This is a genomic window from Ferrimonas balearica (assembly GCF_019802085.1).
Classification (GTDB): domain Bacteria; phylum Pseudomonadota; class Gammaproteobacteria; order Enterobacterales; family Shewanellaceae; genus Ferrimonas; species Ferrimonas balearica_B.
In genome coordinates this window covers 202730-217149 of record NZ_JAHVHV010000002.1, presented here as the reverse complement: position 1 = coordinate 217149, position 14420 = coordinate 202730, and the positions used below count along the sequence as shown (strand labels likewise).

Sequence of the window (14420 nt, the reverse complement as noted above, 5' to 3'; positions counted from 1 at the left end):
GACGTGAGCAAAGGCAAGAAAAAGCTGACAAAAGGGCAGCTGAGACGGGTACGGGCCAACCAGAAAAAACGGCTCAAAGGGGAGAACGAGGTCGAGTGGGACAACGACGCCTTGGGCCCCCAGCTCAGCGGGCGCATCGTCAGCCGTTTCGGCCAGCACGCCGACGTCGAGGACCCCGAAGGGGCGATTTTCCGCTGTAACCTGCGCCGCGGCATCGACAGCCTGGTGGTGGGCGACGACGTGGCCTGGCGCAAGGGGGCCGAGCAGCTGGCCGGTATCGCCGGGGTGGTGGAAGCGGTCCACCCCCGTCGCAGTCAGCTCACCCGCCCCGATTACTACGATGGCCTCAAGGTGGTGGCCGCCAATGTCGACCAGATGTTGGTGGTGTCCGCCGTGGTGCCCGAGCTGTCGGCCCAGATCATCGACCGCTACCTGGTGGCCGCCGAGGACACCGGGATCCCGCCGGTGCTGGTGCTGAACAAGGTGGACCTGCTGGAGGAAGCCGACTGGCCCCAGGTGGAGGCCACTCTGGCCCCCTACCGGGCGATCGGCTACCCCATTTACCTGGTGAGCAGCCACAACGGTGAGGGGATGGCCGAGCTGGCCGAATGCCTCAAGGACAAGATCAGCATCTTTGTGGGTCAGTCCGGCGTCGGCAAGTCCTCGATGATCAACCAGCTGCTGCCGGACGCCGAGTTGCTCACCGGCGAGGTGTCCAGCAACTCCGGTCTGGGCCAGCACACCACCACCACCGCCCGGCTGCTGCACTTTACCGGCGGCGGCGACCTTATCGACTCCCCCGGGGTGCGCGAATTCGCCCTCTGGCACCTGGAGCCGGAGCGGGTCACCTGGGGCTTCAAGGAGTTTCGCGAGGTGCTGGGCAGTTGCAAGTTCCGCGACTGCAAGCACGGCGACGACCCCGGCTGTGCCCTGCGCGCCGCAGTGGAATCCGGCCAGATCAGCCGCCAACGATTTGACAATTACCACCGTATTCTGGACACCATGAATACGGACAAACCGAGCCGCCACTTCGGCAACCCGTTAACCGACAAGTAACTCCCAAGGTAACCCAGTGTCTCTGGACAAACTTAAAGTCAATCTGCAGTACATCCTGCCCAAGCACGCCCTGTCACGTCTGGTGGGCAAGTTTGCCGCGTCCGAAGCGGGCCCGGCGACCACCGCCTTCATCAAATGGTTCATCCGCCAGTACGACATCAAGATGGAAGAGGCGTTGATCGAAGATCCCAAGGCCTTCAAGACCTTCAACGACTTCTTTACCCGTGAGCTCAAGCCCGGGCTGCGGCCGCTGGCCGAGGGGGAGAATCTGCTGCTGCAACCGGTGGACGGCAAGGTCAGCCAGTGCGGTCCCATCCGGGACGAGCGCCTGTTCCAGGCCAAGGGCCACGATTTCGGCCTGAAGGAGCTGCTGGGCGGTTTCGAGCAGGACGCCGAGCCCTTCAAGGAGGGCCAGTTCGCCACCATCTACCTGTCGCCCCAGGATTACCATCGCATCCACATGCCGGTGGCCGGCACCCTGCGCCGCATGGTGTATGTCCCCGGCGATCTCTTCTCGGTCAACCCGCTGACCACCGAGAACGTTCCCGGCCTGTTTGCCCGCAATGAACGGGTGGTCACCATCTTCGACACCGAGCACGGCCCCTTGGCCATGGTGCTGGTGGGCGCCACCATCGTCGCCAGCATCGAGACTGTCTGGGCCGGCACCGTGACCCCGCCCACCGGTAGCCAGGTGTTTGCCTGGGATTACCCCGCCGAGGGCGATCAGGCGGTGCACCTGGCCAAGGGCGAGGAGATGGGCCGCTTCAAACTGGGCAGCACCGTGGTGGCCTGTTTCGGCCGCGACATGCTGGAGGCGTTCGACGACGACTTCGGTCCCGGCAGCACCACCCGCCTGGGCCGGGCCATGGCCAAGGTCAAGACCGACTGACCGGCCGCAACAGGGACGTTGCGATGACCCCAAGCCTGCAACTCCACCTGGCGGTGCTGCTGTTCAGCGGCACCGCCCTGTTCTCCAAGCTGATCCCCCTGCCCGCCACGGAGATCACCGCGCTGCGCTCGGTGCTCGCCGGCCTGGCCCTGTTCAGCCTGCTGCTGCTCACCCGCCAACGCACCCGCCTGCACCGCGCCCGGGACTACGGCATCGTGGTGGTGCTGGGCATGCTTATCGGTCTGCACTGGGCCACCTACTTTGCCGCCATGCAGTACTCCACGGTGGCCATCGGCATGATCGCCTTTTTCTGCTATCCGGTGATGACGGTGCTGGCCGAGCCCCTGCTGGCGGGTCAGCGGCCGGAAGGAGTAGACCTGCTCAGTGCCCTGACGGTGCTGCTGGGGGTGATCCTGCTGGTGCCCACCCCCAGCCTGGAGAGTGAGATCACCCGAGGGGTGCTGCTGGGGGTGCTCTCCGCCGCCCTGTTCACCGCCCGCAACCTGTTGCAGAAGCGCCACTTCAGCCACTACGGCGGCAGTCAGACCATGGCCTACCAGACCAGCGTGGCGGCGCTGATGCTGTTGCCCTGGTGCCAGTGGCCCGAGGGCAGCTTGAGTGGCGGCGATTGGGGCCTGTTGCTGCTGCTGGGGCTGGGCTTTACCGCCCTGCCCCATGCCCTGCTGTCCCAGTCGCTGAGGAGCTTAAGCGCCAAAACCATCAGCCTGGTCTCCTGCCTGCAACCCCTCTACGCCACCGCCCTGGCGGCGGCGCTTCTGGCGGAGTGGCCGGACTTCAAGACCCTGCTGGGGGGCACCCTGATCCTGGCCGCTGCCCTTTATGAGACCGCACGAGCACATCGACGCTAACGTCATAGGCACTCTAGGTTTTCTTGGTTACACTGAGCTAGCCTTGTAGCCAGTCCAGCAAAGTATTCATCACCATGCGGCGCCACCTTCTGCTCCTGCTTGCCCTGTTGTTCACCCTGAGCGCCCAAGCCAGCTCCCCCTTCTCGCTGGAGCGTCGCCTGGCGCCCTTCGGCAACCAGGAACCTACCCAGACCACGGCCCAGCAGTGGGCCGAGCAGCGCCGCCAGCTGGAGAACCAGCTCAGTCAGCATCAGGAGCTCATCGAGGAGTTCCCGGTGCTGCAGGCGCAGCTGCAGAGCCAGCTTAACCATGCGCTGCCCACCGCGGTGGACGACGACCAGCCGGTTACCCAGCAGATCTCCCTGGTCCACCTGGAGCTACAGGAGCTCAAATCCAGCGCCGCCGCCCTGGCCCAGATGCGCGCCCAATCCCGCAAGCGCATCGCCGATCTGCCGCAGATCGAGCAGCAGGCGGCCGCCCAGCTCAAGCTGGCCCTCAGCGCCGGCAAGGATCCCCTGGCCCGGGCCCGCCAGGCCTACTTCCAACAACTGGTGCAGACATTGCAGGCGGAGCAGAAGGCCCTGCCGCTGCAGCTGCAACTGGTGCAGCTGCGCGAACGCCTGGTGCACAACCAGCAGGGGGATCTGGAGCAGCGCCTGGCCAACCTCAACGACGCCGCCTCCGCCCAGCGCCAGGCCCAGAGCCGCACCGCCCTGACCACCACCCTGCCCCAGGCCAGTGCCGATCCCTCGCTTAGCAAACTCAGCGAAGAGAACGCCGAGTTGGCCCGAGCCCTGGCCCGGGTCAATGGACGACTGGAGCGTCTGGGTCGTCAGGTGGTGGACATTGAACAGCAATACCAGACACAGAGCACCCACCTGGTGGAAACCGAGGAGCAACTCCAGTGGGGGGTGGTCAGCGCCGCCTTCGGCGAGTCGCTGATCCGCAGGCTCAATCAGCTGGAACGCCAGAGCTTCGACACCGACACCGGTCGGCAACTGAGCCAGTCCCGACTGTCTCGTTACGACTACGAGCAGCAACGGGAGCAGCTGATGCGTCAGCTGCGTCGGGCGGACAACAACGAACCGCGCCGGGACCTGTGGGAGCGTCAGGCCCAGCTGCTGGAGCAGATCATCGCCGCCCACGAGGAGCTGGTGCTGGAGCTGACCCGCTACAAGCTGCAGCAGGATCAGCTGGAGCTTCAGTCGGATCGCTTCCGTCGCCTGATCACCGAGCACCTGTTCTGGCTGCCCAACAGCCGCCCGCTGGATCGCAACTGGAGCAAGGAGCTGGGGCTGAGCCTCGCCTGGCTGTTCGATACCCAACGGCTCAAGGAGCTGGCCGACGCGGTGGCTCAGAACCGCACCTGGTGGTCCCTCTACCTGGTGCTGCTGGTGCTGGTGGTGGTGCTCAGCGATCTGCTCAAGGGCCCCTACGCCCGGGCCCGGGCGCGCCAGGCCCGGCACATAGGTAACGTGACCCAGGACCGCTTCAGCGCCAGTTTCTTCGCCCTTTTGACCGCCGCCACCTACAGCCTGCTGGCCCCCCTGCCCCTGTGGGCCGCCGGGGGCCTGCTGAGCATGAGCACCGGCCACCTGTTCGCCCAGGCCCTGGGCAAGGCGCTGCTGTTCACCGCCCTGCTGGTGCAGATCTACTGGGTGATCCACCAGTTGGCCCGGGAGGACGGGTTGCTCATCGCCCACTTCCGTCGCCACCCACCGCTGGTGGCGCACATGCGCCGCTTCCTGCGCAAGTGCCTGATGGTGGTCTCCCCCATGGTGCTGCTGGTGGTGCTCACCGAGGCGCTGGACCTGGAGATGATCCGCGCCAGCCTGGGCCGGGGTGCCTTCCTGCTGCTCTGTCTGGCGCTGGCCTACTTCTACCGGCGCATGGCCCGCTTCGCCAGCCAGTACCACAAACACCACAGCCGCAACCGAACCAATCGGCGGCTGCTGGAGCGGCTGATCTGGCTGGTGCTGATCCTGGTGCCCCTGGTGGCCCTGGGGCTCGCCGCCCAGGGCTACTACTACAGCGCCATGCAGGTGCTCAGCCAGGCCCAACTGACGGTGCTGCTGGCCATCCTCTACCTGCTGGCCTACCTGATGGTAAAACGCTGGACCCTGATCGAGCGCCGCCGGCTGCAGTTCGAGCGGGCCAAGGCGCGCCGGGCCGACCTGCTGGCCCAGCGGGAGCGGGAGAAGGAGGAGGCGGTGCCGGCCAACAGCGCCGAGGGGCAGTTGGAGAGCATCGAGGAGCCGCAGATCGATCTGGACACCATCTCGACCCAGTCCCTGGGCCTGATGCGCAGCCTGATGATCCTCGCTTTCCTGCTGTCGCTCATCGCCCTGTGGAGCCAGACCCACTCCGCCATGTTCAGCTTCCTGGAGGGGATCACCCTGTGGTCCAGCACCCAGATGCTGGACGGGGTGGAGCAGGATCTGCCCATCACCCTGATGTCCTTCGCCACCGCCGCCCTGGTGGCGGTGTTCACCGGCATGATCGCCCGCAACCTGCCGGGCCTGTTGGAGCTGGTGCTGCTGCAGCGACTCGAGCTCAGCCCCGGCACCGGTTTTGCCATCACCACGGTCACCAAGTACCTGGTCTATATGGTCGGGGTGTTCATCACCTTCTCGCTGCTGGGGCTGGCCTGGAACAAGATGCAGTGGCTGATCGCCGCCCTCACCGTGGGCCTGGGCTTTGGCCTGCAGGAGATCTTCGCCAACTTCATCTCCGGCCTCATCATCCTGTTTGAGAAACCGATCCGCATCGGCGACACCGTCACCATCCGCGAGCTGACCGGCACCGTCTCCAAAATTCAGATCCGCGCCACCACCATCGTCGACTGGGACCGCAAGGAGATCATCGTCCCCAACAAGGCGTTCATCACCGAACAGCTGGTGAACTGGTCCCTCTCGGATCCCATCACCCGGGTCAGCATGCGGGTGGCGGTGGCCCGGGACTCGGATCCGGTGCTGGTGGAAGCCCTGCTGCACCAGGCCGTCAAGGAGTGCTCCCTGGCCCTGGAGCAGCCGGAGCCGGAGATCTACTTCGGTGGCTTTGGCAGCCACACCCAGGATTTCGAGCTGCGGGCCTACGCCGACGAGATGGGCAAACGCTGGCCCCTGCGCCACGATCTGCACATGCGCATCATCGCCAAGTTCCGCGAGGCCGGCGTGGTGCTGGCCTACCCGCAGATGGACCTGCACATCAAATCCGGCGACACCAAGGAGAGCGGACTCATCCGCTAAGGACGCGAGACCATGCTGATCTTTGCCCACCGGGGGGCCTCCGGGCAGGCCCCGGAGAACACCCTGGCGGCCATGGACCTGGCCCTGACCCAGGGCGCCGACGCCATCGAGCTGGACCTGCAACGGGTCGAGGACACCCTGGTGGTGCTCCACGACCGCTGGCTGCACAAGACCACCAATGGCCAGGGCCGGCTGCAGGATGCCTCCCTGGCCGCGCTGGCCCAACTGGATGCCGGCAACGGCGAGCCGGTGCCCACCCTGTGGCAGGTGCTCGAACGTGTCGCCGGGCGCTGCGATCTCAACCTGGAGCTCAAGGGCCACGACACCCTGGCGCCGCTGCTGGCCATCCTGGCCCGGGCCGAGCGGGAGCTGGGCTACCGGCCGGCGCAGTTTCTTATCTCCTCCTTCCACCACCCCCTGCTGGCCCAGCTCAAAGCCGAGCGGCCCGACCTGGCCATCGGCGCCCTCACCGCCAGCCTGCCGCAGGATTACGCGGCCTTTGGCAGCGCCCTGGGCGCCCACTCGGTGAACGTCGATGTGGATTTTGTCGATGCGGCTTTGGTGGCGGACGCCCACCGAAGGGGGCTCAAGGTGTACGTCTACACCGTGGATCAGCCCGAAGACATGAAGGCGATGCGGGCGCTGGGGGTGGATGGGATCTTCACCAACCACCCGGACCGGGCCCGGTCGGTGCTGGGGGGCGAGACCCGCCCCCCGGGAGGGTGCGGCTTCAGATCTGGCGGTGCCGCTCGGCCCACAGACCGATAAAGAGGAAGGTGGCCACCACCACCGCCAGCAGCCACTGGGCGGTCAGCAGCGCCAGCTTGCCCGCCAGCCAGGGGGCCGCGGCGGTGATCAGCAATCCGTAACCGAAGGCGATCAGCAGCACGTAGATCAGGGTGCGCATCACAAAGGGCCAGGTGCGGATCCGGGCACGCAGAAACCCCTGGAGATCGCCGTGCAGCACCACCAGGGTGCAGGCCACCATCGCGGTGGCGATGGAGCCCAGGTAGGGGTAGAGGGAGCCGCCCACCGCGGCAATCAAGTCGGACAACCAGGACATCCGTCCTCCTTTCACTTGTCAGCAATTGTTCGTATCTTACAGCGACAACAGGAACAAGAAGTTGGATTCCATGGAAAAAATTCTGCTGCTGACCGGTGATGACGCCGACTACCGGGCCCGGCTGTCCGGCTGTGAGATCAGCGAGGATCCCACACAGGCGAGCATTTGGCTGGCGGAGCCGGCCCGGGCTGCCACCCTGCTGCGCCAGGGGCACCGTCCCGCCTGGTTGGCCAGCACCTTTGCCGGGGTGGATCCGCTGATGGCGTCGGACCTGCCCAGGGACTACCGGCTCACCAACGTCCGGGGGATCTTCGGCCCCCTGATGGCCGAGTACGTCTTTGCCCACCTGCTGTCCCGACTGCGTCACCTGCCCCGCTACGCCGCCCAGCAGGACGCTGGCCAGTGGGCCCCCCACCCTTACGCCACCCTTGCCGGTCAAACCCTAGTGCTGCTGGGCACCGGCAGCATCGCCCAGAGCATCGCCCGGGTGGCCAATGCCTTCGGCATGACGGTGCTGGGAGTCAGCCGCAGCGGCGACGCCAAAGCGGGATTTGAGCGGGTGCATCCGGTGGCCGAGCTGACTGCAGCCCTGGGCCAGGCCGACGTGCTGGTGTCGGTGCTGCCCAACACGCCGCAAAGCCGGGGCCTGCTGGATGCGCACGCCCTGGCCGCCCTGCCGGCCCACGCCCTGCTGATCAACGTCGGCCGGGGCCACACCCTGGATCACCCGGCGTTGCTGGCCCAGCTGGATGCCGGGGCCCTGGGCCACGCGGTGCTGGACGTGTTCGAGCAGGAGCCACTGCCGCCGGCCTCCCCCCTGTGGTCACACCCGGGGATCACCCTGACGCCGCACATCGCCGCCACCAGTTTCGCCGAGCAGATCGCCCAGCAGTTTCTCGATAACCTGGCCCGCTACCGCCGGGGTGAGCCGCTGGCCCACCAGGTGGACTTCACTCGGGGCTATTGAGATCCAGGGTGCCGTCCAGCTTGTGCTCCAGCCCCAGCTCGGGGGCCTGCAGGGTCATGCTGACCTTGATGGGAGCCCCGGGCGCCAGCCGGCCCGCCTTCTCGGCTTCGGCGATCGCCTCGGCCAGGGCACGGTGGCTGGTGATCCCCACCTCCTTCAAAAAACGGCGAATCGCCATATCCATTTGTTCTTGCGTCATTTCTTCCTCCTGGGGCTTATCCCGGTCTGATCTAACTCACAGTTTTTTATAACCGCAACCCGCCCAACCGGCCAGAAATGCACTAAATTGCAATTAGACATGCGAATCGTTTGCATTTAGCATCAGCTTCACTGACAGGCAGTAATCTTCGAGGCAACGATGTACGTGTGTGTGTGCTACGGCGTGACGGACAAGCAGGTAAAACAGGCGGTGGACGACGGTGCCCTGGACCTGAAAACCCTGCAGAAGCGCCTGAACGTGGGCACCCAGTGCGGCAAGTGCATCAAGACCACCTTGGAGGTGATGCAGCAACAACTCGACGTGACGCCCAACTACTACGAAGTGGCCTGACGCCGATTGTCGTTTCCACCCACCCCCACTCCGGGGGAGGGCTTTTGGCGCGTTTCTCTCCCCTTGCCTAAGCTTGGCTAATCCCCACAGCCAAGGAACTGCGCCATGAAAGCGGACCCCAAAGTCATTGCCCACCTCAACAAGGTGCTGGGCAACGAACTGATCGCCATCAACCAGTACTTTCTTCACGCCCGGATGTACAAGGATTGGGGCTTGAAGCGGATCGCGGACAAGGAGTATCACGAGTCCATCGACGAGATGAACCACGCCGACCACCTGATCGAGCGCATCCTCTTCCTCGAAGGGCTGCCCAATCTTCAGAGCCTGGGTAAATTGCGGATCGGAGAGCACACCAAGGAGATGCTGGAGTGCGACCTCAGCCTGGAGATGGACGCCATTCCGGACCTGCGCGAAGGGATCGCCTACTGCGAATCGGTGCGGGATTTTGTCAGCCGCGACCTGATGCAGGACATCCTCGAAGACGAGGAGGAGCACGTGGATTGGCTGGAGACCCAGCTGGAGCTTATCGACAAGGTGGGCATTCAGAACTACCTGCAGACCCAGACCATCGACGAGGAGGAGGGTTAACCTCCGAACGCGTAAAAAAACAGGGACGCCTCGGCGTCCCTGTTTACGTTACCGGCCGGGCGGGGCAAGCACCCGCACCACCAAGGCGGTGACCGCCAGGGTACAGACGATGGTGGCCCCGGAGGGCAAGTCCAACCCGGCGGAGAGCCAGAGTCCGGCGCCGTAGCCCACCAGGCCGGTCAGGTAGCCCCAGACCAGGGCCCGGCGGCCGCTCAGGCGATTGACCGCGAGGGCCGGTAGGATCAGGCTGGAGAACACCAAGTAGACCCCCACCAGCTGCACCGACGCGGTGATCACCAGGGCAAAGAGCGCGTAGAAGGCGCTGCCGTTGAGCAGCCCCGGACGCCAGGCCAGCAGCCCCAGCACCACCAGGGTGATCAGCGCCGGCAGGCGCAGGCCCTCCCAGTCGGTCCAGAGTATCTGGCCCGAAAGCAGCTGCTTGAGCAGTTCACCGCCGTGGGGATCGTTGGCCAGCACCAGCATCGCCGCCACCGCGGAGAGCACGTAGAGGCAGCCGATCAGCGCCTCCAGCTCCGCCTTGTAGTGACGCTCCAGCACCGCGATCAGCGCCGCCCCGGCCAGGGCAAAGAGGGCCGGCAGCAGCCACTCCATCCCCGGCAGGTGCACCAGATCGTGCTGGGTGTGGGCCAGCACCGCCCCCAGCGCGGCGATCTGTGCCAGGGCCAGATCGATGAAGATGATGCCACGGGCCAGCACCTGGCGGCCCATCACCACGTGACTGGCCAGCACCAGGACACCGGCGGCCATGGCCGGCAAGAGGATACTGAGCAGGGTGGCATCAAACATCACTGGGCCTCCGCCACCGTCACCAGCTGAGCGATGACTCGGTCATAGAGAGCGAAGAGATCGGCGATCCCCTCCTCTCCTGGGCCAAACGGCAGACGAACCCGGGGCAGTGCTGCCCGGTCCGCCAGCCACTGGGCACCACGGCTGTCCTGGTAGCCGGTGTGGATCACCGCCATCAGGTCGCCCTCATCGGCCCGCTTGAGCAGGGTCGCCAGGTGACCGGTAGTGGGCGGCAGTCCGGGTTTGGGCTCCAGATCCCCCACCTGCTCCATCCCCAGCCAGTCGAACAGGTAACGGAAGCTGGTGTGGTAGGCGATCACCTTCTTACCCTTGAGCGGGGCCGCCTGAGCTTCCCAGCGTGGGATGGCGGCCTGCCAGCGGGCGCGGAAGTCCGCCAGGTTGGTCCGATAGGCCTCGGCGTTCTGCGGGTCGACCTGAGCCAGACGCTCGGTCAGCGCCTCGGCGATGGCCAGCATCCGACTCGGCGAGAACTGCAGATGGGGATTCCCGTCCGCGTGGACGTCCCCCATGGTGCGGTCCACCTGGGTCAGCTGGTCCAGGGTCTCCACCTGCTCGGCGGCGTAGAACATCCCCGGCTGGCCGTCGCGGGCCTTGGGGTTGTTGGCCTTCATCTGCAGCATCGGCAACCAGCCCACCTCCAGCTCGGCCCCGGCACAGACCAGCAGATCCGCCCGGCGCACCTTGGCGATGAGACTGGGCCGGGCCTGGATCTGGTGCGGGTCCTGCAGCGCCGTGGTGGCACTGTAGACCGACGCCTCCGGCGCCAATTCGCTCACCAGCGCCGCGTACTCCGGTTCGCAGGCGAACACCGACAGGGCCCAGCTGCGCGGGGCCCAGAGCAGCGCCACCGCCAGCAGGGCCAGCAGCGGCAGGGCGCTCAGTCGAGGCGAATCAGAATTGGTGTGCACCATGGGCCCCCAGGGTCATCACGTATTGCAGGGTAATGACGTGATCGTCGAAATCACCCAGCTCAGTCACGTCCTGATGGGTGTACTGCAGGCGCACCGCGGAGTAGTGGCTCGGGTGCCAGGCCACCATGGCTTCGGTTTCCTTCACCTTGGCGTCGTGGAAGTGGCCGTGGTCACCGTGCTCCTCCCACAGGGCCGCGCTCATCTCGCCGTAGCGCAGGCCGGCGGACCAGCTGGGGTTGAACTGGTAGACCCCGGACAGGTACCACCCATCGTAGTACTCCGGTGCGTGCTCGTCTTCGTCGTGGGCGTCATGGGCCTCTTCGAAGGGGGCATCCAGGTAGAAGTACTCGGCGCTCAGGGTCAGGTGGTTGTTCTTGTAGTTGCCTCCCGGGGCCCACTTGTACACCGCCGCGATGTTGTAGAGATCGCGACCGGTGAAGTTGGCGCCGTGGCCGTGGTCATGGTCGTGCTCGTTCAGGGCCTCGACATGGTCGTGATCATGCTCTTCCAGGTGGCCCTGACCGTTTTCATTGCGCAGCCAGGAGAGGCTGGCCTGCCAGCTGTGGGAGCGGCCGATGTCGCCACCGAGCTTGGTGTAGAGGTGGTAGACGCCCACGGTTTCGGCGTGCTCCAGATCTTCCGCCTGCAAGGGGTCGCCGCTGAACACCTCCCCCCCGAACTCGAGGTAGGTCTCGGTGGGGGCCACCCAATTCACCCGAATCCCGTCATCGAAGTAGTGGCCACCGAGGAAGGCGCGATAGGCGGCCGGACGCTCGACAAAGGCGTCGGTGTGCAGGTGCTGGTTGTTGAGGTAACCGATGTCGGAGAGGAAGCGACCGGCGCGAATGGAGAAGCCCGCCGGCATCGCCAGGGTCTGGATAAAGGCCTCTTCCAGGCCAATCTCGGTTTCGCCGTCGTGGGTTTCCAGCACGGCGGTCAGCTTGCCGTAGAACTTGTCGTCGATGGCGGCAGAGAGGGCCAGCTCGGTGTGCCCCAGGCCAAAGCCCTCTTCGCGCTCACCCATGGCACGCTCGCCGTCCTGGTAGTAGCCGTCCAGCACCACGGAGAGGTTGGGGTTGGTCAGGGTGCCCCTGGGGGCAGCGATGGCGGAGGTGGTCATGCCGCTCAGCACCAGGCCGACGGCAACAGCAATGCGGTTGTTCATTTTGTTGATCCTAAAACGGGGTCGAGTTCGGACACCGAGCAATCGGTGCCATTAGCAGTAGGGTTAAACTCGCGGATCAACAGGGGGGGCGCGGGCGCCGTAGAGGCGCTGCGGTAGGCGGGGCGAGGCTTCAGGCCGGACCGGGCCGGACCACGGCTCGGGAGCCAGAGAAGGCAGCGCCACATCGGCGTGACTCAGCAGCTGCTGCAGCTGGCTCTGATGGGCGAAGAAGTCACACTGCTCGGACAGGGTGACCTCGTCATGGACGTGACTGAGCTCGTGCGCCGGGGCCGCCAGCGATATCGCCAGCAGCCACAGGGCCATCAACAGTGCAAAAGCGCGCAGGCTCGAGGTCACGATCTCTCCATGGAAGTGCAAGCCGCCATCCGGGGCGGCCCCATACTACCTCAGGCGGAAAAAACTGGGAAGGGGATCACATCCTGTATCGATTCTGCGCCCAGGGCCAACATCAGCAGACGATCCACCCCCAGGGCCACGCCGGCGCAATCGGGCAGGCCGGCGGCCAGCGCGGCGATCAGCGCCTCGTCGATGGGACGCTCAGGCAGCCCCAGGGTCCGACGCTGCAGGTTGTCCTGCTCGAACCGGGCCCGCTGCTCGGCGGCGTCCGCCAGCTCGTGGAAACCGTTGGCCAGCTCCACCCCCTTGAAGTAGACCTCGAAGCGGCGGGCCACCCTGGGGTCGGCCTCATCAATGCGGGCCAGGGCCGCCTGGGAGGCGGGGAAGTGGTACACCATTGCCGGCACCCTCTGGCCGATCTTCGGCTCCACCACGGTGGCGAACAGCAGTTGCAGCAGGGTGTCGCCGTCGGTTTCCCGCTGCGCCAGATCGCCCATGCCGTGCTGCTGACACAGCTGACGTAAGGCATCCAGCGTGGCGGTCAGAGGATCCACCCCCAGCACCCCATAAAACGCCTCGGCATAGGTCATCCGCTGGGGCTCGCCGCAGTCGAGCACCCGCATCAGCAGCTCGGCCATCTCATCCATCAGGGCGTGATGGTCGAAGCCCACCCGGTACCACTCCAGCATGGTGAACTCCGGGTTGTGGAACCGCCCCGCCTCCTCGTTGCGGAAGCTGCGGCACAGCTGATAGATGGAACCGCTGCCGGCGCAGAGCAGCCGCTTCATGTGAAACTCCGGCGAGGTCATCAGGTAGAGGGGGATCCCCTGGGCCGCCCCCGGGCCCACAAAGCGGGTGTCGAAGTTGTGCAGGTGCACGTCGGTGACGGCCGCCTGGGACAGGCTGGGAGTGTCCACCTCCCACACGCCCCGCTCGGCAAAAAAGGCGCGGATCGTCGCGAGCAGTTCGGCGCGGCGTTGCAGATTGGCCATGGGCGCGGTCGGTTGCCAGCTCATTGCACCACCCCCGCCTCATCGCCACAGCGACAGGGCACCCCCACCGGGCTGTCCCCCCACAGGGGGCAATGCTGGCCGATGTGGGTACGGCATTCGCCCCCCACCGCCTGGGGTTGGCCCTGGGAGTCCAGGGTGCGGTTGGCGCCCTGCAGGGCGGCGGCTTCGGCCGCCATGCGGGCCTGGTGCTGCTCAGCCTGCTCCGGGGGCAGGCTCCCGGCGCAACCGGCCAGCAGGAGAATCAGTATCACGGGGCGCATTGCCGCTCCTTCAAAACGAAAAACAGTGGGCCGGGGCCCACTGTTTGTTGTCACTTGGCCACCCGGGGGGGCTTACTTGGCGCGCACGCGCTCGACGTACTCGCCGGTGCGGGTGTCCACCTTAACCACCTCACCGATGGCGATGAACAGGGGCACGCGCACCACGGCGCCGGTCACCAGGGTGGCAGGCTTGCCGCCGGTGCCCTGGGTGTCGCCCTTGAGGCCCGGATCGGTCTCGGTCACTTCCAGTTCCACGAAGTTCGGCGGAGTGACGGTGATGGGGTTGCCGTTCCACACGGTGATGGTGCAGACGTCCTGCTCCACCAGCCACTTCTCCGAGTCGCCCACCGCCTTGGCGTCGGCGGCGATCTGCTCGAAGGTGTCGTTGTTCATGAAGTGCCAGAACTCACCGTCGTTGTAGAGGTAGGCCAGCTCGTGGTCCATGACGTCCGCCGCTTCCACGGACTCACCGGATTTAAAGGTCTTTTCCAGCACCTTGCCGGTCAGCAGTTTGCGGATTTTCACTCGGTTAAAGGCTTGGCCTTTGCCCGGCTTAACGAACTCGTTCTCGATGATGTTGCACGGCTCGCCGTCCAGCATTATCTTTAGCCCGGAACGAAATTCGTTTGTTGCGTAAGAAGCCATCTTTACTCTCT

The 14420-nt window shown here is 65.6% G+C and carries 17 protein-coding genes; 8 read left to right on the top strand and 9 right to left on the bottom strand.

The genetic code is table 11. The features are described from left to right. Positions 1-3: 3 nt before the first annotated feature. The 5 genes from rsgA (at position 4) to KUV81_RS09180 (ending at position 6830) form a co-directional block, all read left to right on the top strand. Complete coding sequence (gene rsgA, locus KUV81_RS09200) at positions 4-1056, top strand: small ribosomal subunit biogenesis GTPase RsgA (RefSeq protein WP_222543573.1); 1053 nt, start codon at positions 4-6, stop codon at positions 1054-1056. Between the two features lie 22 nt (positions 1057-1078). Continuing rightward, positions 1079-1945 (top strand): archaetidylserine decarboxylase, encoded by an 867-nt coding sequence (asd, locus tag KUV81_RS09195; protein ID WP_222544231.1) that lies wholly within the window; start codon positions 1079-1081, stop codon positions 1943-1945. Between the two features lie 23 nt (positions 1946-1968). After that, positions 1969-2814: a DMT family transporter gene (locus KUV81_RS09190; protein ID WP_222543572.1), complete on the top strand. Its 846-nt coding sequence runs from the start codon at positions 1969-1971 to the stop codon at positions 2812-2814. A 74-nt stretch (positions 2815-2888) separates the two neighbouring features. Continuing rightward, complete coding sequence (locus KUV81_RS09185; protein ID WP_222543571.1) at positions 2889-6062, top strand: mechanosensitive ion channel domain-containing protein; 3174 nt, start codon at positions 2889-2891, stop codon at positions 6060-6062. 12 nt (positions 6063-6074) lie between these two features. Next, complete coding sequence (locus KUV81_RS09180; protein ID WP_222543570.1) at positions 6075-6830, top strand: glycerophosphodiester phosphodiesterase; 756 nt, start codon at positions 6075-6077, stop codon at positions 6828-6830. On the opposite strand, the gene KUV81_RS09175 is transcribed toward KUV81_RS09180, so the two are convergent. Next, positions 6793-7125 carry a DUF3392 domain-containing protein gene (locus KUV81_RS09175; RefSeq protein ID WP_222543569.1) on the bottom strand — a complete coding sequence of 111 codons (333 nt, stop codon included), beginning with the start codon at positions 7123-7125 and terminating at the stop codon, positions 6793-6795. The genes KUV81_RS09180 and KUV81_RS09175 overlap by 38 nt on opposite strands. Before the next feature lie 70 nt (positions 7126-7195). On the opposite strand from KUV81_RS09175, the gene KUV81_RS09170 reads away from it, so the two are divergent. Next, positions 7196-8092, top strand: a complete 897-nt coding sequence (locus tag KUV81_RS09170) for a D-2-hydroxyacid dehydrogenase (protein ID WP_222543568.1) — start codon at positions 7196-7198, stop codon at positions 8090-8092. Here KUV81_RS09170 and KUV81_RS09165 read toward each other — a convergent pair. After that, positions 8076-8291 (bottom strand): DUF6494 family protein, encoded by a 216-nt coding sequence (locus KUV81_RS09165; RefSeq protein ID WP_222543567.1) that lies wholly within the window; start codon positions 8289-8291, stop codon positions 8076-8078. The two genes, KUV81_RS09170 and KUV81_RS09165, sit on opposite strands and share 17 nt — an antisense overlap. Before the next feature lie 159 nt (positions 8292-8450). Here KUV81_RS09165 and KUV81_RS09160 point away from each other — a divergent pair, with 159 nt between their 5' ends. Both KUV81_RS09160 and bfr read left to right on the top strand, forming a co-directional pair. Continuing rightward, positions 8451-8642, top strand: a complete 192-nt coding sequence (locus tag KUV81_RS09160; RefSeq protein WP_222543566.1) for a bacterioferritin-associated ferredoxin — start codon at positions 8451-8453, stop codon at positions 8640-8642. Positions 8643-8747: 105 nt separating this feature from the next. Then, positions 8748-9230 carry a bacterioferritin gene (gene bfr / locus KUV81_RS09155; RefSeq protein WP_222543565.1) on the top strand — a complete coding sequence of 161 codons (483 nt, stop codon included), beginning with the start codon at positions 8748-8750 and terminating at the stop codon, positions 9228-9230. 48 nt (positions 9231-9278) lie between these two features. Here the strand turns inward: bfr and KUV81_RS09150 are convergent, their stop codons facing one another. The 7 genes from KUV81_RS09150 to efp form a co-directional block, all read right to left on the bottom strand. Further along, positions 9279-10037, bottom strand: coding sequence for a metal ABC transporter permease (locus KUV81_RS09150; RefSeq protein ID WP_222543564.1), 759 nt, complete (start codon positions 10035-10037; stop codon positions 9279-9281). Next, a complete protein-coding gene (locus KUV81_RS09145; RefSeq protein ID WP_222543563.1) occupies positions 10037-10966 on the bottom strand; it encodes a metal ABC transporter solute-binding protein, Zn/Mn family in 930 nt (309 codons plus the stop codon). Before KUV81_RS09145 ends, KUV81_RS09150 begins: the two co-directional genes overlap by 1 nt. After that, positions 10950-12143, bottom strand: a complete 1194-nt coding sequence (locus tag KUV81_RS09140) for a hypothetical protein (RefSeq protein WP_409995569.1) — start codon at positions 12141-12143, stop codon at positions 10950-10952. Before KUV81_RS09140 ends, KUV81_RS09145 begins: the two co-directional genes overlap by 17 nt. Before the next feature lie 54 nt (positions 12144-12197). After that, positions 12198-12491, bottom strand: a complete 294-nt coding sequence (locus tag KUV81_RS09135; protein WP_222543561.1) for a hypothetical protein — start codon at positions 12489-12491, stop codon at positions 12198-12200. A gap of 50 nt (positions 12492-12541) precedes the next feature. Continuing rightward, positions 12542-13507, bottom strand: a complete 966-nt coding sequence (gene epmA / locus KUV81_RS09130) for an elongation factor P--(R)-beta-lysine ligase (protein ID WP_222543560.1) — start codon at positions 13505-13507, stop codon at positions 12542-12544. Beyond that, positions 13504-13764: a hypothetical protein gene (locus tag KUV81_RS09125; RefSeq protein WP_222543559.1), complete on the bottom strand. Its 261-nt coding sequence runs from the start codon at positions 13762-13764 to the stop codon at positions 13504-13506. The genes epmA and KUV81_RS09125 overlap by 4 nt, the downstream gene beginning before the upstream one ends. 72 nt (positions 13765-13836) lie before the next feature. Next, entirely contained in the window at positions 13837-14409 is a 573-nt protein-coding gene (gene efp, locus KUV81_RS09120; protein WP_222543558.1) for an elongation factor P, read from the bottom strand. Positions 14410-14420: the final 11 nt, after the last annotated feature.

Excerpts from the sequence above, each read along its gene's own strand:
- KUV81_RS09150 (WP_222543564.1), bottom strand. The coding sequence starts at position 10,037 with ATGTTTGATGCCACCCTGCTCAGTATCCTCTTGCCGGCCATGGCCGCC.
- bfr (WP_222543565.1), top strand. The coding sequence starts at position 8,748 with ATGAAAGCGGACCCCAAAGTCATTGCCCACCTCAACAAGGTGCTGGGC.
- efp (WP_222543558.1), bottom strand. The coding sequence starts at position 14,409 with ATGGCTTCTTACGCAACAAACGAATTTCGTTCCGGGCTAAAGATAATG.
- KUV81_RS09165 (WP_222543567.1), bottom strand. The coding sequence starts at position 8,291 with ATGACGCAAGAACAAATGGATATGGCGATTCGCCGTTTTTTGAAGGAG.
- KUV81_RS09175 (WP_222543569.1), bottom strand. The coding sequence starts at position 7,125 with ATGTCCTGGTTGTCCGACTTGATTGCCGCGGTGGGCGGCTCCCTCTAC.
- KUV81_RS09180 (WP_222543570.1), top strand. The coding sequence starts at position 6,075 with ATGCTGATCTTTGCCCACCGGGGGGCCTCCGGGCAGGCCCCGGAGAAC.
- KUV81_RS09125 (WP_222543559.1), bottom strand. The coding sequence starts at position 13,764 with ATGCGCCCCGTGATACTGATTCTCCTGCTGGCCGGTTGCGCCGGGAGC.
- epmA (WP_222543560.1), bottom strand. The coding sequence starts at position 13,507 with ATGAGCTGGCAACCGACCGCGCCCATGGCCAATCTGCAACGCCGCGCC.
- KUV81_RS09170 (WP_222543568.1), top strand. The coding sequence starts at position 7,196 with ATGGAAAAAATTCTGCTGCTGACCGGTGATGACGCCGACTACCGGGCC.
- KUV81_RS09160 (WP_222543566.1), top strand. The coding sequence starts at position 8,451 with ATGTACGTGTGTGTGTGCTACGGCGTGACGGACAAGCAGGTAAAACAG.
- KUV81_RS09185 (WP_222543571.1), top strand. The coding sequence starts at position 2,889 with ATGCGGCGCCACCTTCTGCTCCTGCTTGCCCTGTTGTTCACCCTGAGC.
- KUV81_RS09190 (WP_222543572.1), top strand. The coding sequence starts at position 1,969 with ATGACCCCAAGCCTGCAACTCCACCTGGCGGTGCTGCTGTTCAGCGGC.